Here is a 23,802-nt window from a genome sequence, read left to right as displayed (position 1 = left end):
CCCTGGAATGACGGCAGAAGATGACCGCTGAAACAGCAAACACGGATATGCAAGGGCTCAGGCAGGGCGCGGCGATGGCGGCCGTGCGCGTCGTTCGCCGGCTGCGCGAGGCCGGCGACTGGCAGCGCGAGATGGAGGGCATCCTGGAAACGCTCTGCCGGGCCATAGAATGCCAGCGCGGTATCCTGTTTCGCTTGCGCGAGCTGCCCGGCCAGGGCTTCGCCCAGTCGGTCGCCGCCTATTGGATCGACCCCGACTTCGGCGGAGAACTGGCATCGCCAACCGTCATCATGCAGTCGGTCGTCAACTCGGATCCGCTGCTGGAGCGGGTGGCCGAGGATGAACGGCAAGGCAAGATCTTCGCCGGTCACACGCGCGATCTCGAAGGCTTCCTGAGAACCGACTTCGAAAAGCAGAACATCAAGTCGTTCCTGTCGGTGTCGGTCTTCGCGCATGGCCATCTGTGGGGCACGCTGGCGGTCAATGACTGCGTCGACGAGCGCGACTGGACCGACGAGGAGGAGGCGACGCTGCACATCATCGCGCTCGCCATTGGCGACGCCATCGAACGATCGCCCTCCGACGCCCATGCCAGCGAGGTCATTCGCCGCACCATGCTGCAGGCCTCGCTCGACGCCATCATCGTCATCGACGAGGCCGGATCGATCATCGAATTCAACCCTGCCGCCGAAAAGATGTTCGGCTTCCAGCGCAGCGACATCCTCGGCAAGGACCTGCTCGACACCGTCGTGCCCGAATACTACCGCAAGGGCTATTCTTCGGGCGCCGACTATATGTCCGGCCGCGGCGCGCCTATGGTTGGCCAGCGGCTAGAGACCGTGACGCAGAATGCGGCCGGCGAGGTGTTTCCGATCGAGCTGACGGCGACCGAGATGCGGGTCGCCGATCGCCGACTGATCTTCGGTTCGATCCGCGATTTGCGCGACAGGCTACGCGCCGAGGAGGAGATCGGTCGCCAGCGCGAGAAGCTACACCAGAACGAGAAGATGGCGGCGATGGGTTCGTTGCTGGCCGGCGTCTCTCACGAACTCAACAACCCGCTGGCCGTGGTGGTCGCGCAATCGACGCTGCTGCACGAATTCGCCTCCGATCCGCAGACCAAGGTACGTGCCGAGAAGGTGCGCGCCGCCGCCGAGCGTTGCGGCCGCATCGTCAAGAGCTTCCTGTCGATGGTCCGCCTTCACCCCGCCGCCCAAGCCGAGACCGATCTCAACCAGGTGATCCGCGCGGCCCTCGAGGTGACCGCCTATGGCGCGCGGTCGAGCGGCATCATCATCGACACCGATTTTGCCGCCGGCCCGCTGCTGGCCATGGCCGACGCCGACCACGTGACGCAGGTGGCGGCCAACTTCCTCATCAACAGCCAGCATGCGTTGGCCGGCATTGCCGGCGACCGGCTGATCAAGGTGCGGACGTTCCGCGGCGACCGGGGCAACCCTGGCTTCTCGGTCGAGGACAATGGCCCCGGCGTGCCGGAAGCGATCCGCGGCCGCATCTTCGAATCCTATTTTACCACCAAGCCGGTCGGCGTCGGCACCGGCATCGGCCTGTCGATCTCGAAATCGATCATCGAGCGGCACAATGGCAATGTCTGGTTCGAGGAAGTGATACCGAGGGGAGCACGCTTCGTGGTCCAGCTGCCCGCCATTGCGGCCGGCGCCGCCAGCGCCGGCGAGAACCAGCCGCGCTCGAGCGGCTTGCGTCATGCCCTGATTATCGACGACGAGCCGGATGTCGCCGGCTCGCTCTCCGACATCCTCGAATTGATGGGCATCAAGTCGCGGATTGCACCCGTCTGGGAATCAGGCACCAGAACCTTGGGCGGCCACATGCCGCCCGATATCGTCTTTTCGGACCTGCGAATGCCCGGCATCAGTGGCATATCGATCTATCGCGAGCTGCTTGTCGAAAGGCCCGACCTGGCGCAGCGTTTCGTGCTGGTCACCGGCGACCTTATCGGCGCGAAAGCCGAAATCGAGGCCTTGCCGGCGCAGCAGCGGCCGCAGATACTGGAAAAGCCGTTCAGCACTTTGGATGTACGCAGCGTGCTGTCCGCCATTGCCGAACAGGCGGCATTGAAAGGATAAAAAGAGGCCCCCAGCCGGGCTCGTGGCAGGGGGCCGAAGAAGAGCGCGCTGGAGGGAGCGCTCGGGGGAAGTCAGAGCATGATCCCAACGAGGGAACCGGTTTCGGGATCAGGCTTTGACAAAAATCAGAAAACGTTCGGCGTGCTGGTCAACGGCGCAGCATTGGCGATCATGCGGATCGCGCGGATCTTGTGCGCTCCTGACTGCTCGGCGATGGCGCGCAGGCAATCCATGCTCTCGGCGCCCCAGGCCTGACCCTTGCAGGCGAAGTCGATCGTCGGCATCGGCAGGCGCGCGGTCCTGGTCGTCGTCTGCGCGCCGTCGACGAGGTTGGCTGGCGGATTCAACGAGGCGAAGGCCGGCCCGACTGTCGGCGCGAACGCCATGCCGATGAAGGCGCAAGCAGCCAGCAGAATGAACATCGCCATGGGATGGTCGCTGGCCTGCTGGCGCAGCGCCAGTTTCGGACGGCGGTCATCGCGCTCTGGAGCCTGGAGGAGGTGCTCGCCACGGGTCGTGTTGATTTTCGCATACATCGCCGTTCCCTTCGCTGAGTTTCTTTTTGGTGATGAAACGAACTTAGCCGCACTTTGTAACCGGGCTAGGGTGGCGCAAGTCTGACAATGTAACCGGCCTGAAACAGTGTTTCGGGCAAAATCGGGCAAAACCGGTCACAGCGGTATCCACATCCTCTCGAAGAATGGGGCTTCGCCCGATTCCGACCCCAATTTGCTCTGGCCAAAGCGCAGCCGCGGCGCGGCCCAAAGCGGCGACCGGCAAGCCCTTCCCCGCCCGCGCAGAGGCGCTTCGTCCTTCGCCCGTTCGCCTCGCAAAATTGTGCCGGGACAGCGCCCTTGAAATCGTGACTAACACCCGGATTCTCCGGGATTTTCCGGGCCGACAGCCGCGGAGATTTTGGCTCCAGACGACATGAGGATTCCGTCCCAGAAATTGCCAGATTCCTACAAACCATTGCATTTCAATGAAAAATATGCTTTTATTGAATGAGCATTCAACAAAAAGAAGAGACGTTTTATGAACCCGCACCTCCGCGACGTGGCGATCCCCAACGATTGGGACCGGCGGGGACTGCCGGGCTGGAGTTACCATTCCGATGCCCTTCTGGAACTTGAGAAGGAGCACGTCTTCCGCAACCACTGGCAGATCGTCGGTCATGTCTCGGACATCCCGAATGCCGGCGACTACCTGACCATGGATGTGGTCGGCGAGCGCGCCTTGATCGTGCGCGGCAAGGACGACGTCGTGCGCGGCTTCAACAACATGTGCCGCCACCGCGGCAGCCGCGTCGTCGCCGACAGCCAGGGCAATTGCAAGAATGCGCTGGTGTGCCCGTTCCATGGCTGGGTCTACAATCTCGACGGCACGCTGCGCGGTGCCGCGCGCCCGCGCTCCTTTCCCGATCTCGACAAGACCGAATTCGGCTTGATGCCGCTCGATCTGGAAATCTGGATGGGTTTCATCTTCATCCGTTTCCGCAATGGTGGGCCGCAGCCTTCGGTCGCCGAGTTGATGAAGCCGATCGAGCCGGAATTCGCGCATTACAACGCCGCCGACATGGTGCCCTCCTGGGGCATCTGGACCCAGAAGACGCCGGTCAACTGGAAGTCGGTTCGCGATGTCGACAATGAGGGCTATCACGTCGCCATGGCGCATCCCGCGCTGCAGGATCTCTATGGCGCCACCTATTTCGACGAGCCGTTCATCAACGGCGTGTCACGCTCCTTTGCCACATACAACCCGCATGCCGGCCGCCGCTGGAGCGTCAAGAACTATGTCAAGATCGCGCCCGAGCCGACGCATCTGCCCGACTATCTGAAGAAGGCCTGGGTCTATTACGGCATCTTCCCCAATGCGGTCATTTCGGTGATGCCGGAATCGGTGCAGTTCTATCAGGAGTTTCCGCTGTCGACCGGGCAGACCCTGCTGCGCGGCGCCATCTACCGCTACCGCGACGAGAGCCGCGAGCAGGCCGCCGCCCGCTACCTCTCTTTCCGCATCGATCGCGACACCATGTCGGAGGACGTCCAGCTTTCGGTGTGGTCGAACGAATCCATGCTGTCCGAGGCCTTCGAAGGCTTTTATCTCTCCGACCTCGAATATGGCGTGCGCACCCATCACGATCACCTGCGCAAGATGCTGCCGGTGCTCGGCCTCGAAACCGCGCCCGAGGAGAAGGACATGTGGAATCTGAACGACGCGCTCAGGTCGCGGTCTTAAGGGCAGACGGCGATCAGAGGCCCTCCCCGTGCTAAAGGGAGAAGGGAGAATTCACCCCCGCCACACGCCTTCTTTCGTCAGATCATCCATCGTGCGCGAAATGCCCTCGCGCAAGATGCCGACCATGTCGTCGATCTGCTCGCGCGTGATGACCAATGGCGGCGACATCACGCACATATTGATCAGCGGACGGACCAGCAGGCCGAGCTCATGGCAGTGCGCGTCGATGCGCTTGCCGACATTCTTGTCGAGCTGCAGCGGGTCCTTGCTTTCGCGGTCGGCCACGCATTCGACACAGCCCATCAGCCCGAGGCCACGCACCTCGCCGACCAGCGGCAGCTCTTCCAGTTTCTTCAACTGCGCCTGGAAATAGGGCGCGACGTCCTGCGTATGGGCAAGCACGCCCTCTTCCAGCAGGTCGAGGTTTTTCAGCGCGACGGCGCAACCGACGGGATGGCTGGTGTAAGTCAGGCCATGGCCGAAGATCGCGTCGGGATGGTTCGACCGGCGCAATTCTTCCAGCAGCCGCTCCGAGATGATGACACCGCCGAGCGGGAAATAGCCCGAGGTGACGCCCTTGGCGAAGGTGATCATGTCGGGATCGATGCCGAACATGTCGCCCGAGGCAAAGACATGGCCAAGCCGGCCGAAGGCCGTCACCACCTCGTCGGAGACATAGAGGATGTCGTTGTCGCGGCAGATCTCGCGGATGCGCTTAAGGTAGCCGTCGGGCGGCACGACGACGCCGCCGGACGCCTGCACCGGCTCGCCGACGAAGGCACCGATCTTTTCAACGCCGACTCGGGCGACCGTGTCGCGGAACTGATCGACCAGGAAATCGGTGAAGGCGGCAAGGCTCATACCGTGCGGGCGGCGGAACGGGTCGGGTGAAGACAGCTTGATCACAAGCTCGTCGGCGCCGTCCATCCAGTCGTGGTCGCGCGGTCGGCCATTGAGCGAGGCCGACAGATAGGTCGAGCCATGGTAGGCGCCGCCCCGGCTCAGGATCAGCTTCTTTTCCGGCCGGCCGCGCACATTGTTGTAGAACTGCATGAAGCGCAGCGCCGTCTCGACGGCCGAAGAGCCGCCGGTGGTATAGAAGACATGGCTGAGATCGCCTGGCGCATGGCCGGCGATGCGCTGGGCAAGTTCCGCCGACGGCGCGTTCATCGTGTACCAAGGCGTGTTGTAGGACAGTGCCATCGCCTGGTCGTACATCACCCTGGCGAGTTCCTCGCGGCGGTGGCCGACATTGACGCACCACATGCCCGCAGGCCCGTCGATCAGCCGCTTTCCGGTGCTGTCGGTGATGTAGATGCCGTCGCCTTCGCCTATCAGCGTGCGCGCTTCGGCACCGACCGAACCGGCATAGGGCCAGGGCTGGATGAGATGGCGCTTGGCCAACTCGACGGCATCGTCGTCGCCGACATCAGCCGTTTCGCTCGCCCTCAAATCTCTCACAGCAGCCACAATAGCCTCCACATCATCTCGTCCAATTTTTCTCGGGCATGAAATTCAGCGTCAAATGCCGGAAATGGTGGCTTCCTTCACTTCATTTTGAATGTCCGTTCAATCAATATTACAGAAATAGCGCTTGATTTCAATCCGCCGATGCGCGCATGATCAAAGAAAGCCGGCAAGCCAAAACAAAATTGGGAACAGGCGCAGCGCCGGCACAGTGGGATGCCGTATGGCGGGACAGTCCAGGCCAGCAACCGAGATCACACCCGGAGCCCTGCAATGACGGCGGCGGCGGAAGGGTCGCCCCCGTGGCGCATGACGCGGGCCAGACGAAATGCCCTTCTGCAATCCGAACCCGTACAGGGCCTTGCCCTGATCAGCCCAACCTTTCTCTACGCGCTCATCCTTCTTGTCCTGCCGATCCTGGTGGTCATTGCGCACTCCTTCTGGACGCAGAACTACCTGACAATCGACCGCACCTTCACGCTGGAAAACTACCGCATCGCGCTGACCGAGCCGATCTACCGCGATCTGTTGTGGCGCTCTCTCTACATCTCGCTGACGGTCAGCCTGTTCACCGTCATCCTGGCCTATCCGATCGCCTACTTCATTTCGTTCCACGGCGGTCGCCACAAGAGTCTGTGGCTGTTCCTCATCACCATCCCGTTCTGGACCAGCTATCTCCTGCGCGTCATGTCGTGGAAGGTCATCCTCGGCTACAACGGCGTCCTGAATTCCGGCTTGATGGGTCTCGGCATCATCGACGAACCGTCGACCGCCCTGCTCTACAATTCAAGCGCCGTCATCATCACGCTCACCCATGCCTGGGCGGCCTTCGCCATCCTGCCGATCTTCGTCTCGCTGGAAAAGGTCGACCGCACGCTGGTCGAAGCAGCCACCGATCTCGGCGACGGCCCACTGCGCTCATTCTTGCGCGTGACCTTGCCGCTGTCGGCGCCAGGCGTGATTTCTGCGGCCTTGATCGTCATGATCCCGACCGTCGGCGACTATGTCACGCCGAAGCTGGTCGGCGGCAAGGACGGCGTCATGATCGCCAATGCCATCCAGGCGCAGTTCGGCAAGGCCTCCAACTGGCCGCTGGGCGCGGCCCTGTCCGTCACCACCATGCTGATCGTGACGCTGATGGCGGGCGCCACGGTGCTCATCATCCGCGCTCTGCAGAGGCTGGCGCGATGACGGCGGTGCGGCGTTTCTTGTCCGGCGGCTGGCTGCCGGCCTACGCGTTTCTCTACGTCGTGTTTCTCTACCTGCCGGTCATCTTCCTGCCGATCTTCTCGATCAACACGGCGGCGACGCCGAAGTTCCCGCTCTCCGGCTTCACCTTGCATTGGTACGAGGACCTGCCCCGCACCCCGGCTTTGCTCGACGCCGCCTGGAACAGCCTGATCGTCGGCGTGTCGGCCGCGGTTCTCTCCACGGTGCTTGGCATCCTCGCCGCCCGTTCGATCACCCGCTACCGCTATCCCGGCCGCCGCACCATCAACGGCCTGATCATGGCGCCGCTGGTTCTGCCGGAAGTCATCGTCGCCATCTCGATGTTGCTGGTGATGCTGCAGCTCGGCTTGAGCCTGTCGCTGTTCACCGTCGTGCTCGGCCATGTCCTGGTCTGCATCCCCTATTCGATGACGGTGCTGACCTCCGGCTTCGAAGGCTTCGACCGTAGCCTGGAGGAAGCCTCCGCCGATCTCGGCGAAAGCGCGTTCGGAACGTTCCGGCGGGTGACGCTGCCGATGGTGGCGCCGGCCATCATCTCCAGCCTGCTGGTCTGCTTCACCATCTCATTGGATGAGTTCATCATCGCCTTCTTCCTCACCGGGACAGAGGCGACGCTGCCGATCTACATCTGGGGCCAGTTGCGTTTCGCGGCGAAATTGCCCGGTGTGCTGGCACTCGGCACGTTGTTGCTGGTTGCCTCCTTCCTGCTGATGACAGTTGCCGAAATCCTGCGTCGCCGCGCCGCCAGACGCACCCAGAACGAGGGAGGCCTCTATGCCTGAGCAGCCGCAAGTCGAGCGCTCCCAGTCCGATAGGCCAATGATCGAGATCCGCAACGTCACCCGCAGCTATGGCGCGTTCAAGGCGCTCGACGACGCCTCCTTGACCATCAAAGAGGGCGAATTCTTTTCGCTGCTCGGTCCATCCGGCTGCGGCAAGACCACGCTGCTGCGCATGATCGCCGGCTTCGACAATCCGACCAGCGGCTCGATCTCGGTCGGCGGCCAGCCGATGGAAGGCATCCCGGCCAATCGCCGGCCGACCAATATGGTCTTCCAGAGCTATGCGATCTTCCCGCATCTCAATGTCGAGCAAAACGTTGCCTATGGGCTGAAACGGCTCAAGCTGCAGGGCGGCGAAGAGAAACGCCGCGTCGAGGAAGCGCTGGCGCAGGTGTCGCTGACCGGCCTCGGCAAGCGCCTGGCAACCGAGCTTTCCGGCGGCCAGCGCCAGCGCGTGGCGCTCGCCCGTGCGCTGGTGATGCGGCCCAAGGTGCTGCTGCTCGACGAGCCGCTGTCGGCGCTCGACAAGAAACTGCGCGAGCAGATGCAGGTCGAGCTGCGTCGTCTGCAGCAGGCCGTCGRCATCACCTTCGTGCTGGTCACCCACGACCAGTATGAGGCGCTCGCCATGTCCGACCGCATCGCCGTGATGTTCGGCGGCAAAATCGCGCAGGTCGCCTCGCCCAAGGAAATCTACCAGCGGCCGGTCAATCGCCAGGTCGCCGACTTCCTCGGCGGCATGAACTTCGTCAAGGCTGAGATCGTCGAGGAGAATGGCGCCTCATTGGTTGTCGACACGCTGGGCTTCGGCCGCGTCAAGACCGACAAGCCCAAGGCCTTCGTGCGCAATGGTGGCGCAGCCACGCTCGGCATCAGGCCGGAACGCCTGCGCGTGCTGTGGGACGATGCGACGGCCAAGTTCGAGGTCGCAGGCAAAGTCGTCGAACGCCACTATTTCGGCGAGATCACCCATTTGATCGTCGAGATACCGGGCCTGGAAAAGCCGCTGTCGGTGACCGAGACCAACGATTTCGGCGCCGACGACATCCCCGTCGGCACCTCGATCCGCCTCGCCTACGATCCCGAGGCGCTGGTGGCGATGGCCGATTGAAGATCGGCCATGATCTTGCCCGCCGCGATGCGCCCGGCAACGATGGCGCCTTCGACATAGCCCGGAAATGACGGTGACAGTTCTGAACTGGCGAAATACACCGGCGCAGCGCCGGCCAGGATTGTGCGCTCGGCGTCGGTTGCCGTCGCATCGATGATGAGATCGCCGTAGGCGCCGCCGCTCCAGCGGTCATCCGTCCAGTCGCGATAGCTGAGATCGAGGATGCCGGCCGCCTCGGGCCCCAAGGCCTCCACCAGCTTTTTCGCTATTTCGGCGCGCAGTGTCGCGTCGCCGAATTCGCGCCAGCGCAAGGCGAGCGGCCCGCCGACGAAGACCACCAGCGCGGCGTCATCGTCGTCCTTRCTGACATCACAGGCAAAAAGCCCAGGCAGGTCGCGCCACATCACCATGCCGCTCAGGCCGCGGTCGCGCCAGAAGGCGGTCGGAAAGCGCACCAGCACCTTGATCACCGCCCCGCTTTGCCAGACCGCCAGAGCTCTTTGCAGGCCAGCCGGCAGCGGCGGCGCAAAATCCAGTCTCGCGGCCATCGTCGGCGGCACGGCGATCAACACCGTCCGTGCCTCGATGATGCCCGCCGCCGATGCAAGACGGACCCTTCCCGGCCCATGTTCGATCCCCGTGACCGCTGTGCTCAACCGCAGCCGATCGCCGAGATCGCGGGCCAGGTCGTCGGCCAGCGAATGCATGGTTTCGCGCACGAAATACTGCAGCTCCGTCACCTCGTTGGTGATGCGCCGGTCATTGTCGATCAGGTGCCACAACGGCAGCTTTTCCAGAGCCTGACACCACAGGCCTTCGATCATCGAGCGGAACACCGCCTTGGCGTCGTCAGGATCGCTCTGGCCAGCGAGCCATGTGGCTACGGTCAGGCCGGCAATTGCCGGATCATCAGGCGAGATCGCATTCATGCGGTCGCGGATCGCCATCGCGCCGGCATAAGTTCGTTCCGCCTCCCTCGCAGACATCGCCGGTTGGGCGACGAAGTCGCCATCCAGATAAGTCTCGACCAGCGTCTTGCCGCGCGCCGCGACGAGGGCCATCAGCTCCGGCATGTCCTCGCACAGGAACTGACCGCCGCTGTCGACGCGCTCGCCAAGCCCATTCTGCCTGGACTCGACACGCCCGCCGACGCGGTCACGCGCTTCGAGCAGCCGGAAGTCGATGCCGGCTGCCTTCAGCTCGAGCGCTGCCGACAGGCCGGTGAAGCCGGCGCCAACGATGACGACGTCGGTTCTTTCCGGTTCGTTCGTCAATAGCCGGCCTTGATCTTCTCAAACTCGGCGACCATGCGCTGCTTGAGCTCCGGCGCCACCGGCTGTTGGAACAGCGTCTTGTCGAGGAATTTGTCGAGATTGTCGAAGCCGCGGTCGACCAGCACCTTGTGGTCGATCGCCGCCATGCCGGCGCCATTGCCATGGCCATAGCCGAAGGTCTTGACCAAGTAGTCCGACACGGCGGGTGCATTGACGGAGTTCAAGAAATCATAGGCTTCGTCGAGCTTGCCCGGCGCATCCTTCATCAGCACATAGCCGCAAACCCAGGTCGAAATGCCTTCCTTGGTGTCGCGGTTCATGGCGATCGGCATGCCTTGCCCCTTCAGCGTCACGAAGGTCTCATTCCAGCCCCAGACGAGGTCGACCTCGTTGCCGATAAAGGCCTGGTTGAGGTCGGTGTCGTCGGTCCAGTAGAAGCGGATGTTCTTGTGCACGTCGCGCAGGAAGGCGGATGCATCCTGGAACTGTGCATCGGTCATCTTGGTCCAGTCCTTGAGGCCGATGACGAGGCTCGCCAGCGCATAGGCGTCGTCGACATTGTCGCCGATGGTGACGCGGCCCCTATACTTGGGATCGGCAAAAATCCTGAGCGACTGCGCCTGTTCGGCCGTCACCTTGTCGGTGCGGTAGAGCAGCGAGGTGTTGCCCCAGTCGAAGGGCATGAACCAGGCCTTGCCGTCGGCGGTGGTGGCGAGATCCTTCATCGCCATGATGCCGGAATTGAGGTCCTTCCAGCCGGGGATCCTGGAGGTGTCGAGCGGCTGCAGCATGCCGGCCTCGCGCCACTTGACCACGCTTTGCGAACAAGGGTGGGCAACATCGGCCTTGAAGCCCGCCCGCATCTTCTCGAAGGCTTCGTCCTCATCGCCAAAGAAAGCGAAGGTCGGCTCGGCGCCGTATTTGGCAGCGTAAGTGGGGTGCAGCAGCGGATCTTCATAGCCCGACCAGTCGAACACCACGAGGTCGCCGCCGCCTTCCGCCAAGGCATGGACGGAGCCTGCGCCGATCAAACACGCGGCGGCAAGGGCAAGGCGGCGTAGCACTGATTTCATGGCGCGAAACTCCCCCAATCGCGAAAAAGAGGCTGTGACGTTAGGAGAATTCGGCGGCTTTGGCGAGCCCGTCCGCCCGCTCAGTTGGCGGGCGGACGGGCACTCGAGACAGGCTCAATAGCCGGCTTTGATCTTCTCGAATTCGGCGATCATCTTGAGCTTGAGGTCGGAAGGAACCGGCGACTGGAACAGCGTCTTGTCGACGAATTTCTGCACGTCGTCATAGCCCTTTTCCTTCAGCACCGCCTGATCGACGCCAGCCATGCCCTTGGCATTGGCCTGGCCATAGCCCCAGTCCTTGACCAGCACCTTGGCGGTCTCCGGATCGTTGACGGCGTTCAGATAGTCATAGGCCTTGTCGATATTGCCGGGTGCGTCCTTGAACAGCACGTAGCCGCAAACCCAGGTCGAAATGCCTTCGTCGGTGTCCTTCTTGGACATGATCGGCACACCGGCGGCCACCGATTGTACGGTCGCGTCATTCCATGCCCAGGCGAGGTCGACCTCGCCACCGCTCAGCAGCTGCACCACGTCGGTGGTGTCGGTCCAGTAGGAGCGCACGTTCTTGTGCACCTGGCGCAGGAAATCCGAAGCCTGCTTGAACTGGTCGTCGGTCATCTTGGTCCAGTCCTTGAGGCCGATGGCCAGACTGGCAAGCGCATAGGCGTCGTCGACATTGTCGCCGATCGACACCCTGCCTTTGAACTTGGGATCGGCGAACGCCTTTAGCGACTGCACGTCCTTGGCGTCGATCTTGGAGGTGTTGTAGGTGAGTTGGGTGTTGCCCCAATCCCAAGGCATGAACCACGCCTTGCCGTCCGGCGTGGTGGCAAGATCCTTCATCGCCATGATGCCGGGATTGAGGTCCTTCCAGCCCGTGATCTTCGAGGTGTCGAGCGGCTGCAGCAGGCCCGCCTCGCGCCATTTCACCACGCTCTGCGAGCAGGGATGGCCGAGGTCGGCCTTGAAGCCGGAGCGAACCTTCTCGAACGCCTCGTCTTCGTCGCCGAAGAAGGCGAAGGTCGGCGAGTCGCCGTTCTTCTCGACATATTTCGGGTGGAAGCTGGGGTCTTCGTAGCCGGACCAGTCGAACACGATCAAGTCCTTGTCGGCGGCGACCGCAAGTGCGGCTGCCGACGCCGCCAGCGTTCCGGCCAGCGCCAAGGTCAGTGTCAGGCGTCTTGTCAGTGTCTTCATTGCCGTTCCATCCTCTGTGGTTTTCTTATGGTTTCGCCGCGCCGGCCGCCTTCCACGGATAGTGTTTGGGGAATGCCGCCGACAGGAATTCATTGGCCGCCTGCAAGGCGGTTTCACGGGTGGTGTCCTCGGTGCCCATCATCAACCGCAGCCACAACCCTTCGGTCATGGCACTGAGTGCCAGCGCCATGACCTGCGGCTCATAGGCATAGTCGCCGCTCTGCTTCAGCGCCGCGCAAAGGTCGATGAAGATGTTTTGGTAGACGGCATCGCGGGCACTGCTCAGCGCCTGATAGGTCGGCCGCGACTTGGCCTCGCCCCAGAAGGCGCACCAGGCGGCGAGCTTGCGCTTGTTGCAGATCGAGCGATCGAAATCGGCCGCGACCAGCGCCTGGAGTTGCCGGGCGGGATCATCGCCGGCCTTCTGCAGGGCATTGCGCCAATGCGCCGAGTACTCGTCATACATATGCTGCAAGGTCGCGATGAGCAGCTTTTCCTTGCTCTCGAAATGGAAATTGACGATGCCGCGCGACAGACCCGCGCCATCGGCGACATCGGCCATCGTCGTCTCCGAATAGCCGCGCTTGGCCAGTGAATCGATCGTCGCCTCGATGAGCTGAAGCTGCCTGACCTCCTTCGAGGCCTTGCGTCCGCGCTTCTCGGATTCAGCTTTCCGCATTGGTTCAAGGAGGGCGTCCCTGGCGTCTGCCGTCTTCATGGGTCTGATGGTCTCCAGCATCGCCGGCTATCCAACCGGCTTCCGACCGCGAAGATGAGTGGGACGGTGTTCGCCACTGTCAAGCACCTTCTGCATGGCTTCCCAGGTTCGGATGTTCTTGTCGACATAGGCGGCGCCGACCACCGCGGCCACAGTCGGATAGAGCGGTCCTTTCAGCCTTTCCAACTCGCCACGCGCGACGTCGCGGTACCAGGGATTGCGGTCCCTGACGGTGACATCGGCAAAGCCGGCACGCCGCATTGCCTGCGCATAGCGGGAGGGCGATGCCATGGCGAAGGACAGGCCTTCGGCGGCGACGTAGGCCTTCATCTCCGGCGACGGTTCGCCGTCATGCGAGATCATCCAGTTGGAGGCGGCAAAGACACCGCCCGGCTTCAGTACGCGGAAGATTTCGGCGAACAGGCCATCCTTGTCGGGCACATGCAGCAGCGCATCCTTGGAGAAGACGACATCGAAGGAATGGTCGGCGAAAGGCAGCGAGCCCGGTGGCGCCTGGATGAAGCTGACACGATCCGCGAGCCCACGCGCGGCCGCGCGGCGCCGAGCTGTCTCGATCACCGGCTGTTCGACATCGAAGCCGGTAGCGTGGGCGGCGCCATGGCGCTCGACCAGATGAAACGTGATGCCGCCCGAGCCGCAGCCGATGTCGAGGATCGTCTTGCCTTTGAGCGAAAGCCCTTCGACCACCCGATCGACCTCGTCCGGCCCGCCCGGCGACAGGTAGCCGTCGCCCCACAGCGCTTCGAGGAAGCGGATGGCGGTGTCGTCATACTCAGGCTCGGCAGCTGCCGTTTCGATCATCGCACCTCGGCCCCGTCAGCCGATTTGAGCACTTTCGATTGCCGGCAAAGCGTAGCGCATACAGGGTAAAACGCAACACCATTTGTTGAACATTCATTCAATATGGCTGGACAAAATGACGGTTGCCATGCCAAATTCCGTTCATTCGGGAACAGATCACGCAAAAATGAAGAGCGGGTCGCACGGGAAGACTGGGCCAAAATGAAAGCTTGGGATGCGATCATCATCGGCGGCGGACACAACGGCCTGGTCAACGCCTGCTATCTGCAGCGCGCCGGCCTAGACGTGCTGGTGGTCGAGAAGAACGACTGGATCGGCGGTGCCGCCACCAGCCGGGAATTGACGCCGGGCTTCCTCTATTCCAACTGCTCCTATGTCTGCTCGCTTTTTCGCCCCGAGATCATGCGCGACCTCGAATTGCCGCGCTTCGGCCTGCAGGTCATCTCCTATGAGGGCGGCGCGGTGTTCATGCGCGACGGTGACTACCTCGCCAACTACCGCGACCACGATGCCCACCGGCGCGAGTTCGCCCGCTTCTCGAAGCGCGATGCCGAAGCCTATGACCGCTACGCCCGCGACGTGACGCGGCAGTGCCGTTTCATCCAGCCGCTTCTGATGCGCACCGCACCCGATCCGACCAGCCTGCGGCCGCGCGACCTCGGTGAACTGCTCTATCTCGGCAAGAAATTCGCTGGCCTTTCGGCGCAGGAAATGGCGCTGACGCTGCGCTTCTGGACTATGTCGATCTCGGAGTTCCTCGACGAATATTTCGAGACCGATGTCATCAAGGCGAACTTGGCTTTGTCCGGCATCATCGGCACCGCGCTCGGGCCGATGTCGCCCGGCACCGCCTACGTGCTGCTGCACCACTATATGGGCGAGGTCGATGGCTCGGTCGGCGCCTGGGGTTATGCGCGCGGCGGCATGGGCGCGGTCACCAAGGCGCTGGCCGCGTCGTTCAAGGCGTCGGGCGGCACCATCCGCACCGGCGCCGAGGTCGACCATGTGCTGGTCGGCAGGGGCAAGGCCAAGGGCGTTGTGCTGGCCGGCGGCGAGGAGATTTATGGCAAGCTCGTCGTCTCCAATGCCGACGTGAAGCGCACCTTCCTGAAGCTGGTCGAGGAAAAGGAACTGCCCGATGTCTTCCTGCGCCGGGTCAGGAACTTCAAGATCCGCGGCTCGTCCGGCAAGGTCAACATCGCCCTCGACTCGCTGCCGGAATTCCCGGCGCTGCCGAAGGATTCGCCGGTCTATCGCGGCGACATGCATTTCACCGATTCGATGGAGCGCATGGAGCGCGCCTATGACGACTGGAAGGCCGGACGCTGGTCGGCCGATCCGTTCCTCGACATGGTCATTCCAACGACCCTCGACCCGACCATGGCGCCGGCCGGCAAGCACTTCATGAGCTGCTTCGTGCAATACGCGCCGCCCAAGATTGTGGGAGCCGAATGGACCGATGCCGACCGCGACGGCTTTGCCGAGAGCGTGATTTCGCAGATCGCGGAATACTCGCCGGGCTTTCGCGACCGCATCGTCCACATGGAGGTGCGCACCCCGCGCGAGATCGAAGCCGAGGTCGGCCTCACCGAAGGCAACATCTTCCAGGGCGAACTGACCTTCGACCAGCTTTTGTTCAACCGGCCCGTGCCGGGTTACGCGCAGTACCGCTCGCCGGTCGGCGGCCTCTATATGTGCGGCTCCTCGACCCATCCCGGCGGCGGCGTCATGGGAGCGCCCGGACGCAACGCCGCGGCCGAAATCCTGCGCGACCTCGCCAAATCCACCTCGCATATGAGCGCTGCCCATGACGTCATCTGAGACAATCGTCATTGGCGGCGGCCACAACGGCCTCGTCGCCGCGGCCGCGCTGGCGAAAGCCGGCCGCAAGGTGCTGGTGCTGGAAGCCGGAAGCGAAGTCGGCGGCGCCGCGCGCACCGAGGAATTCGCGCCGGGCTTTCGTGTCTCGTCAATCGCCCATCTGCTGAACCGGCTGCATCCCGATGTGGTCAGGGCGCTGGACCTGGACAAGCACGGGCTGCAATTCGCGCGCGCCGACTTCATGCCGTCGGTTGCGCTGTCGAGGGACGGCCCGCCGCTGGTCTTGCATGGCGCCTATGGCGAGGTGTTGACCGGCGTCAGTTCGTCCGAGCAGTCGGCCTGGAAGGAATTGCGCGCGCAGCTTTTGCGCTATGCCGGCATATTGAAGCCGTTCCTCTCCCGCCGCCCGCCCGATCTCGCCGGCATGTCGCTGCTCGAGACCGCCTCGCTCGGCCAGACCGCGCTGGCGCTGAAGAAGCTCGGCAAGGAAGACATGCGCGACTTCCTGCGCGTGCTGCTGATGAATGTTGCCGACCTGCTCGACGAGCAGTTGGCTGATATCAGGCTAAAAGGCCTGCTCGCTTTCGATGCGACGCTGGGCAGCCATCTCGGCCCCCGCTCGCCGACCTCATTGCTCGGCCTCTACTACCGGCTGGCCGGCGAGACCGGCGGCAAGGCCGGCGCGCAGATACTGCCGCAAGGCGGCATGGGCGCGGTTGTCGCTGCCATCCAAGCCGCGGCGGAAAAGGCCGGCGTCACCATCCGCACGTCGACGCCGGTGGCGAAGATCATCGTCGAGAACGGCCGCGCCGTCGGTGTCGCGCTCGACACTGGCGAGGTGCTGCGTGCCAGGACGATCGTCTCGGCCATCAATCCCGCGACCACCTTCCTCGACCTTGTCGGGCCACGCCAGATCGATACCGGCTTTCTGCGCAAGGTGAAGAACATTCGCATGAAAAGCGATGCGGCCAAGCTCAATCTGGCGCTCGACCGGCCACCACAATTCACAGGCGTCGATGCCGCCGGCCACAAGGGCCGCCTGGTGATCGCGCCCTCGCCCGACCATGTCGAGCGCGCCTTCAACCCATCCAAATATGGCGAGTTCTCACCCGAGCCGGTGATGGAGATCACGCTGCCAAGCCTCGCCGACCCGTCGCTCGCGCCGAGCGGCGCCTGCGTGCTGTCGGCGGTCGTGCAATACGCGCCCTACGCACTGAAAGAGGGTTGGGATGCCGGCAAGCCGAAATTCCTCAAGGCGATCATGGCCCAGCTCGAAGCCTATGCGCCTGGCATCGGCAAAAGCGTGGTCCACGCCGAGCTTTTGACGCCGGCCGACATCGAAACGCGCTACCGCATGCCGGGCGGCCACTGGCACCACGGCGAATTGCAGGCCGACCAGATGCTGATCTCGCGACCAGTGTCCGGCTGGTCGGGCTATGACACACCGTTCGAAGGGCTGTTCCTGGCCGGTGCCGGCTCGCATCCAGGCGGCGGCGTCTCCGGCGCTCCCGGCCTCAACGCCGCGCGGCGCATCATTGCGATGAAGGGGTAAGCCATGGCCCAGGCAACCAGGAAGAAGCCCGTCTCGAGGACAATCAACGCGGCTGTTTCCGCCCGCATCGCCGCGCAGGACCATTTCCGCACACTGCGACTTGGCACGCCGTTCCAGCCGCGCATCGACGCGCTGGCCAAGACCCAGGACTGGTACAATTGGGCCGGCTACCGCGCGCCACATTCGCTGTGGGACGAGGAACTCGAATACTTCGCCATCCGCAGCCAGGCCGGCCTGTTCGACATTTCGCCGATGACCAAGTACCGGATCGAGGGACCGGACGCCGAAGCCTTCCTCGACCGCGTCACCTTGCGCGATGTCACCAAACTGAAACCCGGCCGTGTCCACTACACGGCGTGGTGCGACGACGAGGGCTTCGTCCTCGATGACGGCACGCTGTTCCGGTTGTCGCCGACACGCTTCCGGCTGTGTTCGCAGGAGCGGCATCTGCCATGGCTGCTCGACAGCGCGATTGGCTTCGATGTCACCGTCGCGGAGGAAACCGAGGCTGTCGCCGGGCTCGCGCTGCAAGGGCCGACCTCGTTTGCGGTGCTGCGTGATGCCGGCTTCACCGGCGTCGAGAAGCTGAAAATATTCGACCTCGCCGATTTCCAGCATGATGGCGGCACCGTCGGCATTTCTCGCACCGGCTTCACCGGCGATCTCGGCTACGAACTGTTCGTCTCCGCCGACAGGGCGCTGAGCCTGTGGGACCGTTTGATGACGGCCGGCCAACTGCGCGGTATCCGCGCCATCGGCTACACCGCGCTCAATCGCGCCCGGCTCGAAGCCGGGTTGATCGTCGCCAATGCGGATTTCACCACCGCCGAGCACGCCATCCGCGCCGATCGCCTGCGCATGCCGGACGAGATCGGCCTCGGCTTCATGATCGATCTGGAGAAAGGTCATTTCAACGGGCGCCGCGCCATCCTCGAGGCTCGCGCCAGACGCAAGCTGCGCCATGTGCTGGTCGGGCTGGAGATCGAAGGCAACATCCCCGCCGAACACGCCATCGTCTACCACAAGAAAAGCCAGGAGGTCGGCCTGGTCAGCGCCGCCATGTGGTCGCCAATGGCCAAGCGCAACATCGCCATCGCCTCGCTGGCGCGGCCGTATGGTGACACCATGGTCGAGGACCTCTGGGTCGAGATCTACGCCATGCGCGAGCTGCAGTATCAGAAGCTGATGAAGCGGGCCAAGGTGGTAGCGCGGCCCTTCATCAAGCTCGACCGCCGCACTGCCAATCCGCCGGCGGATTTCTGACCATGACCGACGAAGCCGAACTCGAAGCCGCCGAGCAATGGGAGCTGGTCAACACGCCGCTCGGCGAGAAATGGTCGGGCCGCACGCGCTATGCCGCCGCCATGTTCTTCTACAAGGGCGGCGAGATGAGCGCCGAGACGCTCGAAGTCTACCGCATCTGCGCACGGCTCGATTCGGAAGATCCGCTGCCGATCATCCGCGATCGCGGTGTCGGCAAGGACTGGCTCAAGCGCATGGGCTTCGAATAGGTCTTTCTACCCGATGGTTCTCTCCAGCATGCTGAGCCAGTTGCGATAGGCGATCTTTTCGATCAGCGCGCGGCCGAAACCGCGCGCCGCCAATGCATCGATCAGCTTCGGCAGGCCGGCGACATCGCCGATGACGGCTGGGATCATGGCGCCATCGAAATCCGAGCCAAGGCCGACACCGTCCTCGCCCAGTGCCTGCAGCAGCGAATCGACGTGGCGCACCATGATGTCGAGGCTGGTGTCGGCGTTCATGCGGCCGTCCTCACGCAGGAATCCGGTGGCGAAGTTCAGCCCGACCATGCCACCGGATTCGCGGATCGCGCCGAGCTGCCAGTCAGTGAGGTTGCGCGAATGGCCGCAGATCGCGTGGACGTTGGAATGAGTGGCGACCAGCGGTGCGTCGCTGAGCGCGGCGACATCGCGAAAGCCCTTCTCGTTGAGATGCGACAGGTCGATCATGATCTTCAGCTGGTTGCAGGCCTTGACCAGCGCCTTGCCGGCATCGGTCAGCCCGGGGCCGGTGTCGGGCGAGGACGGAAACCGGAACGGCACGCCGTGACCGAAGGCGTTCGGCCGGCTCCAGACGATGCCGAGCGAGCGCAGGCCGGCGGCATGCAACACGTCGAGCATTGTAAGCTCGGGATCGATCGCCTCGACCCCTTCGATGTGGAACACCGCCGCGATCGAGCCTTGCGCCATGGCGTTGCGGACATCGCCGGCACTGCGGCAGACGGTGAGCCCTCCGGCTCGTTCCAGCCTGAACAGGATCGAGGCCATCGCGATCGTCGAGGTCAACGCATCGGCCCGCGGGACCTCGGGTGGCAGTGGCTCAGCATCGCTCGGCGCCAGCGGCACGGCGCTGCGCCTGGTTTTCTCGACAGGCGGCGGAAAGATGGCGAACATGCCGCCGGCAAAGCCACCGGCTTTCGCGCGCGGCAGGTCGATATGACCGCCCGATTTCCCCTCGATGAACAGCTTTTCGACGTCCGTGTCCTTTGACTGGTAGAGTCTGAGCAACGTGTCGTTGTGGCCGTCGAAGACGGGAACGAGGTCGGTTTCGGTCATTGGGGGATCATTCGGTTCGTTTGTCGGCGCGGTGGCTGCGATAGATCATATCCACTTAGGCAAGATGCGCTACCCGTGCAAATGCCAAAGCCATCGAAGCGGGACGACAGCCTGATGTCGCGCCCGTTCCGATCGACGAAATGCCGGCCGATCCTACTGCTTCAGCACGTCTGCCCACTCGTGGTGGCGGCGGAACTGGGCGTTCGCGAACGGGCAAAGCGGGATGATCTTCTTGCCCGCCGCGCGCGCATCCTCGACGGCGCGGGTGACGAGCCGAAGCCCGGCACCCTGACCGCGGAAGACGTCCGGCACTTCCGTATGGTCGATGATGATCTGGTGCTCGCCGATCTTGGTGAAGGTCATCTCCGCCTCGGCGCCGTCTGGCCCGCGCAGGACGTAGCGACCCTTGGAACCGCGATCTTCCAGTTCGATTTCAGGCAGTTGGTCCGGCATCGCTATACTCCCTGGGTGGCGCCGGCAAAGACATGCCGTGCCGCCTCGATTTCGTTTGGCCGCACCTCGTGCCCGCCGTCATGCCACGCCACTGTGACATCGGCGCCATCGGCACGCAAATAGGCTTCGAGCCGCGTGGTCAGGTTCGGCGGACAGATCGGATCGCGCCTGCCGGCGGTCACGAGAATGTGACGGCCGGCGAGACTGCCGTTGATCTCGGGTTCGAACGGGATCAGCGGATGCATCAGCACCGTGGCATCGAACATCGCCGGCGCCGCAAACACCACCGAGGCCAGGATGTTGGCGCCGTTGGAATAGCCAAGGCCGAACGCGGCTGACGGCTTCGCCGCCTCGATATGGGCCTTGATGAAGCCGGCCATCTTGTCCGTCGCCCGCGCCAGATCGCCCATGTCGTAGACGCCTTCGCCGGTGCGGCGGAAGAAGCGCGCCGCACCATGTTCCGCCACATCGCCGCGTGGCGAGATGATGGTTGCCTGGGGCAAGAGATCGCGCCCCAGCGACAGAAGCTGGTTCTCATCGCCCCCCGTGCCGTGGAAGACGAAGAGCAGCGGACCGCCCGGCGAACCGGGCAGCACCTTGTAAGTGTAAGCGTCCTTGCTCATGGTCTCAGCCTTCCAGCTTCTGCAGATGCTGTTCGAGATAGGGCCGCAGGTGCTGGTGCTGCGTCGGCAGCTTCAGCGCCTCACCGAGATGAGCGGTATCCTCATCGCGATCGAAACCCGGTTCGTTGGTGGCGACTTCGAACAGCACGCCACCCGGCGTGCGGAAATAGATCGCCCAGAAATAATCGCGGTCGATCACCGGCGTCACCTGATAGCCGGTGTCCATCAGCGCCTTGCGCACTTCGAGCTGCTTGGCGCGGTTCTCGACGGCGAAGGCGACATGGTGGACGGAGCCCGCGCCGAGATCGGCGAAAGGGGCACCCGGCAGCGATTCGATGTCGACGACGTCGGCGCCATTGCCGTTCTTCACTGCCAGCCGCCTGACATTTCCGGACTTGTCGATCTTCTCGTAGCCCATGAACTTCAGCAGCTCCTCGGTGGCGCCGCCATCCTTCAGCCTGAGCGACACGGAGTGAAAGCCGCGGATCGCCTCATCGGTGGGGATGCCGCCTTTCGCCCATGGCTTTCTGGCGTCGGCCTTGTCCTCGACCAGGGCGAAACCATCGCCGTCCGGTCCGGCAAAGGCCAGGCGCTTCTCGCCGAATGTCTCGTCGCGCGACAGGCCCGAGACACCTTCATCGGCAAAACGCTTTTCCCAATAGGCGAGCGTGCCTTCCGGCACGGAGTAGACCGTGGTGCCGACTTCGCCGACGCCATGACGGCCCTTGCCGATGTTGGGAAACGGAAAATAGGTCATCACCGAACCCGGCGTGCCGGCCTCGTCGCCATAGTAGAGATGGTAAACGTCAGGCGCGTCGAAATTGACGGTCTTCTTGACCCGGCGCTGGCCGAGTTTCCTGGTGAAGAACTCGTTGTTCTGGCGGGCATCCCTGGCCATCGAAGTAACGTGATGCAGGCCCTTGATCTGATCGAGCATCGTTTTGCTCCTTCCCTTGGTGCTTGTACGGCCCTAGCCGCTGTCCACGCCTATATGAGGACACCACCGCCTGCGGCAAAGGCGGCAAACACAGAATGGACTGTGCTTTAATAGTGAACAACCAAAATGCCTTTGTTCACCAATTGACGAACATGTCAGGCTTGCGCCGTCCCCGGAATTCGGTTCCATGGGCGGCGTTCGACCATAGAGGATAAGGGTATCGCGAGTGACCGGAAAAGCCAGGCGCCCGAATGTTCTTCTGATCACATGCGACCAGTGGCGCGGTGATTGCCTGTCGGCTGCCGGCCATCCGGTTGTGAAGACGCCGAATGCCGACGCGCTGGCCTCCGAGGGTGTGCTGTTCAAGCGGCACTATGGTGGTGCGGCACCTTGCTCGCCGGCCCGCGCCTGCCTCTACACCGGCCTCTACCAGATGAACAACCGCGTCTGCCGCAACGGCACGCCGCTCGACGCCCGTCACGGCAACATCGCGCTGCACGCCCGCAGCCTCGGCTATGATCCGACGCTGTTCGGCTACACCGACGTATCGCTCGACCCGCGCCTGCTGGCGCCGGGTGACCCGCGGCTGCAAAGCTACGAAGGTGTGCTGCCTGGATTTGCGGTGCGTCAGTTGCTGCCCGAGCATCAGAAGCAGTGGCTGTCCTGGCTCAAGCAGCGGGGCATCGATACCGGCGCCGGATCGCCAGATATCCATCGCCCGGTGAACGAAAGCGGCAAGGCCGAGGCCGCCGTCAGCAACGCACCGCCCGTTTATTCGAAGGACGAAACCCCATCCTCCTTTCTGACCGGCGAATTCACGCGCTGGCTCGGCGAGCAGGAGGACGACGCGCCATGGTTTGCCCATCTTTCCTTCATCAGCCCGCACCCGCCCTTCATCGCGCCCGAGCCATACAACAATTTGTATGATCCGGATGCCGGTCCTGCCTTCCACCGTGCGGCAAGCTGGCAGGCAGAAGCGGAGAGCCACCCCTATCTCGCCTATGATCTCGGCCGGCAGAAGCAGGCCAAGTTCCGTCCCGAGGCCAGTGGCAAGGTGCATGATTGGAGCGATGACGACTTTCGCCGCATCCGCGCGATCTACTACGGCATGATCTCGGAGGTCGACGCGCAGCTCGGCCGTATCTGGCAAGCGGTCAAGGCCGCAGGCGCGTGGGACGACACCATCATCGTGCTGACATCAGACCACGCCGAGATGATGGGCGACCATTTCATGCTGGGCAAGGGCGGCTATTTCGACGGCAGCTACCACATTCCGCTGATCATCCGCGACCCGCGCCATGGCAAGGCTGCCGGCGGTAGTGTCGATCGGTTCACCGAAGCGGTGGACATTTTGCCGACGCTTCTCGACCTGCTCGGCGAAGCCCCACAACCGCATCTCGACGGATGCTCGCTGAAACCGTTCCTGAGCGGCGGGAGCCCTGCAGCGTGGCGCGATGCCGCGCATTGGGAGTTCGATTTCCGCTCGATTGCCGAGGGCGAAGCCGAACGGCATTTCGGCGTCGCCTCACGCCAATGCAATCTCGCCGTCATCCGCACGGAAGAATTCAAATATGTGCATTTCGGCGGTAACTTGCCGCCGCTGCTGTTCGACCTGGAAAGCGATCCGGGCGAGTTGAACAACCTCGCCGCTGATCCGGCCCACCTGCCCGTGCGGCTGGAGTTCGCCGAAAGACTGCTTGCCTGGCGAGCCGAACATCTCGACCAGTCGCTGGCACTGGCCGAACTGACCGAGCACGGTGTTGCCGGCCATGTTAGCAGGGGATCAAGGCAGTAGAGCGGTAGGCTTGGACTACGCCGCA

Annotated in this window: 21 protein-coding genes; 10 read left to right on the top strand and 11 right to left on the bottom strand. The window is 63.4% G+C overall.

Annotated elements, in window-relative coordinates; genetic code table 11:
- Positions 1 to 20: 20 nt before the first annotated feature.
- Positions 21 to 2,108 (top strand): PAS domain S-box protein, encoded by a 2,088-nt coding sequence (locus AC1D2G_RS25130; protein WP_477417336.1) that lies wholly within the window; start codon positions 21 to 23, stop codon positions 2,106 to 2,108.
- Between the two features lie 125 nt (positions 2,109 to 2,233).
- On the opposite strand, the gene AC1D2G_RS25125 is transcribed toward AC1D2G_RS25130, so the two are convergent.
- Positions 2,234 to 2,644 (bottom strand): hypothetical protein, encoded by a 411-nt coding sequence (locus tag AC1D2G_RS25125; RefSeq protein WP_477299900.1) that lies wholly within the window; start codon positions 2,642 to 2,644, stop codon positions 2,234 to 2,236.
- Between the two features lie 499 nt (positions 2,645 to 3,143).
- On the opposite strand from AC1D2G_RS25125, the gene AC1D2G_RS25120 reads away from it, so the two are divergent.
- Entirely contained in the window at positions 3,144 to 4,346 is a 1,203-nt protein-coding gene (locus AC1D2G_RS25120) for an aromatic ring-hydroxylating oxygenase subunit alpha (RefSeq protein ID WP_477417334.1), read from the top strand.
- 51 nt (positions 4,347 to 4,397) lie between these two features.
- Here the strand turns inward: AC1D2G_RS25120 and AC1D2G_RS25115 are convergent, their stop codons facing one another.
- Positions 4,398 to 5,816 (bottom strand): aminotransferase, encoded by a 1,419-nt coding sequence (locus AC1D2G_RS25115; protein ID WP_477417332.1) that lies wholly within the window; start codon positions 5,814 to 5,816, stop codon positions 4,398 to 4,400.
- A gap of 270 nt (positions 5,817 to 6,086) precedes the next feature.
- Between AC1D2G_RS25115 and AC1D2G_RS25110 the strand changes: the two genes are divergently transcribed.
- Genes AC1D2G_RS25110 through AC1D2G_RS25100 form a run of 3 tightly spaced genes read left to right on the top strand, consistent with a single transcriptional unit; the run spans position 6,087 to position 8,936 of the window.
- On the top strand, positions 6,087 to 7,004 hold the full coding sequence (locus AC1D2G_RS25110; RefSeq protein ID WP_095089267.1) for an ABC transporter permease: 918 nt from the start codon (positions 6,087 to 6,089) through the stop codon (positions 7,002 to 7,004).
- Positions 7,001 to 7,825: an ABC transporter permease gene (locus tag AC1D2G_RS25105; protein ID WP_477299903.1), complete on the top strand. Its 825-nt coding sequence runs from the start codon at positions 7,001 to 7,003 to the stop codon at positions 7,823 to 7,825. Before AC1D2G_RS25110 ends, AC1D2G_RS25105 begins: the two co-directional genes overlap by 4 nt.
- A 37-nt stretch (positions 7,826 to 7,862) precedes the next feature.
- Complete coding sequence (locus tag AC1D2G_RS25100) at positions 7,863 to 8,936, top strand: ABC transporter ATP-binding protein (protein WP_477417427.1); 1,074 nt, start codon at positions 7,863 to 7,865, stop codon at positions 8,934 to 8,936.
- Here the strand turns inward: AC1D2G_RS25100 and AC1D2G_RS25095 are convergent.
- The 5 genes from AC1D2G_RS25095 to AC1D2G_RS25075 all read right to left on the bottom strand — a co-directional run bounded on the left by AC1D2G_RS25095 (position 8,900) and on the right by AC1D2G_RS25075 (position 14,020).
- Positions 8,900 to 10,210, bottom strand: coding sequence for a flavin monoamine oxidase family protein (locus tag AC1D2G_RS25095; RefSeq protein ID WP_477417330.1), 1,311 nt, complete (start codon positions 10,208 to 10,210; stop codon positions 8,900 to 8,902). The two genes, AC1D2G_RS25100 and AC1D2G_RS25095, sit on opposite strands and share 37 nt — an antisense overlap.
- Positions 10,207 to 11,283 (bottom strand): extracellular solute-binding protein, encoded by a 1,077-nt coding sequence (locus AC1D2G_RS25090; RefSeq protein ID WP_477417328.1) that lies wholly within the window; start codon positions 11,281 to 11,283, stop codon positions 10,207 to 10,209. Before AC1D2G_RS25090 ends, AC1D2G_RS25095 begins: the two co-directional genes overlap by 4 nt.
- A 114-nt stretch (positions 11,284 to 11,397) precedes the next feature.
- Positions 11,398 to 12,480 carry an ABC transporter substrate-binding protein gene (locus tag AC1D2G_RS25085; protein ID WP_477299906.1) on the bottom strand — a complete coding sequence of 361 codons (1,083 nt, stop codon included), beginning with the start codon at positions 12,478 to 12,480 and terminating at the stop codon, positions 11,398 to 11,400.
- A gap of 25 nt (positions 12,481 to 12,505) precedes the next feature.
- The gene (betI, locus tag AC1D2G_RS25080; protein WP_095089276.1) at positions 12,506 to 13,219 is read right to left on the bottom strand and encodes a transcriptional regulator BetI; all 714 of its coding nucleotides are present in this window, start codon (positions 13,217 to 13,219) and stop codon (positions 12,506 to 12,508) included.
- Positions 13,220 to 13,225: 6 nt separating this feature from the next.
- Positions 13,226 to 14,020 carry a methyltransferase domain-containing protein gene (locus tag AC1D2G_RS25075; RefSeq protein ID WP_477417326.1) on the bottom strand — a complete coding sequence of 265 codons (795 nt, stop codon included), beginning with the start codon at positions 14,018 to 14,020 and terminating at the stop codon, positions 13,226 to 13,228.
- A gap of 201 nt (positions 14,021 to 14,221) precedes the next feature.
- Between AC1D2G_RS25075 and AC1D2G_RS25070 the strand changes: the two genes are divergently transcribed.
- Genes AC1D2G_RS25070 through AC1D2G_RS25055 form a run of 4 tightly spaced genes read left to right on the top strand, consistent with a single transcriptional unit; the run spans position 14,222 to position 18,904 of the window.
- Positions 14,222 to 15,841: a phytoene desaturase family protein gene (locus tag AC1D2G_RS25070; RefSeq protein WP_477417324.1), complete on the top strand. Its 1,620-nt coding sequence runs from the start codon at positions 14,222 to 14,224 to the stop codon at positions 15,839 to 15,841.
- A complete protein-coding gene (locus AC1D2G_RS25065) occupies positions 15,828 to 17,393 on the top strand; it encodes a phytoene desaturase family protein (protein WP_477417322.1) in 1,566 nt (521 codons plus the stop codon). Before AC1D2G_RS25070 ends, AC1D2G_RS25065 begins: the two co-directional genes overlap by 14 nt.
- A gap of 3 nt (positions 17,394 to 17,396) precedes the next feature.
- The gene (locus AC1D2G_RS25060) at positions 17,397 to 18,656 is read left to right on the top strand and encodes an aminomethyl transferase family protein (protein WP_477417320.1); all 1,260 of its coding nucleotides are present in this window, start codon (positions 17,397 to 17,399) and stop codon (positions 18,654 to 18,656) included.
- 2 nt (positions 18,657 to 18,658) lie between these two features.
- Complete coding sequence (locus AC1D2G_RS25055; RefSeq protein ID WP_457153546.1) at positions 18,659 to 18,904, top strand: hypothetical protein; 246 nt, start codon at positions 18,659 to 18,661, stop codon at positions 18,902 to 18,904.
- 6 nt (positions 18,905 to 18,910) lie between these two features.
- Here AC1D2G_RS25055 and AC1D2G_RS25050 read toward each other — a convergent pair whose 3' ends face one another.
- The 4 genes from AC1D2G_RS25050 to AC1D2G_RS25035 all read right to left on the bottom strand — a co-directional run bounded on the left by AC1D2G_RS25050 (position 18,911) and on the right by AC1D2G_RS25035 (position 21,982).
- Positions 18,911 to 19,969 carry a dipeptidase gene (locus AC1D2G_RS25050; protein WP_095089282.1) on the bottom strand — a complete coding sequence of 353 codons (1,059 nt, stop codon included), beginning with the start codon at positions 19,967 to 19,969 and terminating at the stop codon, positions 18,911 to 18,913.
- Positions 19,970 to 20,122: 153 nt separating this feature from the next.
- The gene (locus AC1D2G_RS25045) at positions 20,123 to 20,422 is read right to left on the bottom strand and encodes a GNAT family N-acetyltransferase (RefSeq protein WP_095089283.1); all 300 of its coding nucleotides are present in this window, start codon (positions 20,420 to 20,422) and stop codon (positions 20,123 to 20,125) included.
- A 2-nt stretch (positions 20,423 to 20,424) separates the two neighbouring features.
- Complete coding sequence (locus AC1D2G_RS25040) at positions 20,425 to 21,045, bottom strand: alpha/beta hydrolase (protein WP_477396399.1); 621 nt, start codon at positions 21,043 to 21,045, stop codon at positions 20,425 to 20,427.
- Positions 21,046 to 21,049: 4 nt separating this feature from the next.
- Positions 21,050 to 21,982, bottom strand: coding sequence for a VOC family protein (locus AC1D2G_RS25035; protein WP_477417318.1), 933 nt, complete (start codon positions 21,980 to 21,982; stop codon positions 21,050 to 21,052).
- A 226-nt stretch (positions 21,983 to 22,208) separates the two neighbouring features.
- Between AC1D2G_RS25035 and AC1D2G_RS25030 the strand changes: the two genes are divergently transcribed.
- Positions 22,209 to 23,777, top strand: a complete 1,569-nt coding sequence (locus AC1D2G_RS25030; protein WP_477417316.1) for an alkaline phosphatase family protein — start codon at positions 22,209 to 22,211, stop codon at positions 23,775 to 23,777.
- Positions 23,778 to 23,802 lie beyond the last annotated feature (25 nt).

It is taken from the genome of Mesorhizobium sp. P2_C7 (genome assembly GCF_056404515.1).
Note: the sequence above shows the minus strand (reverse complement) of the source record. Positions and strands in the feature narration are given on the sequence as shown.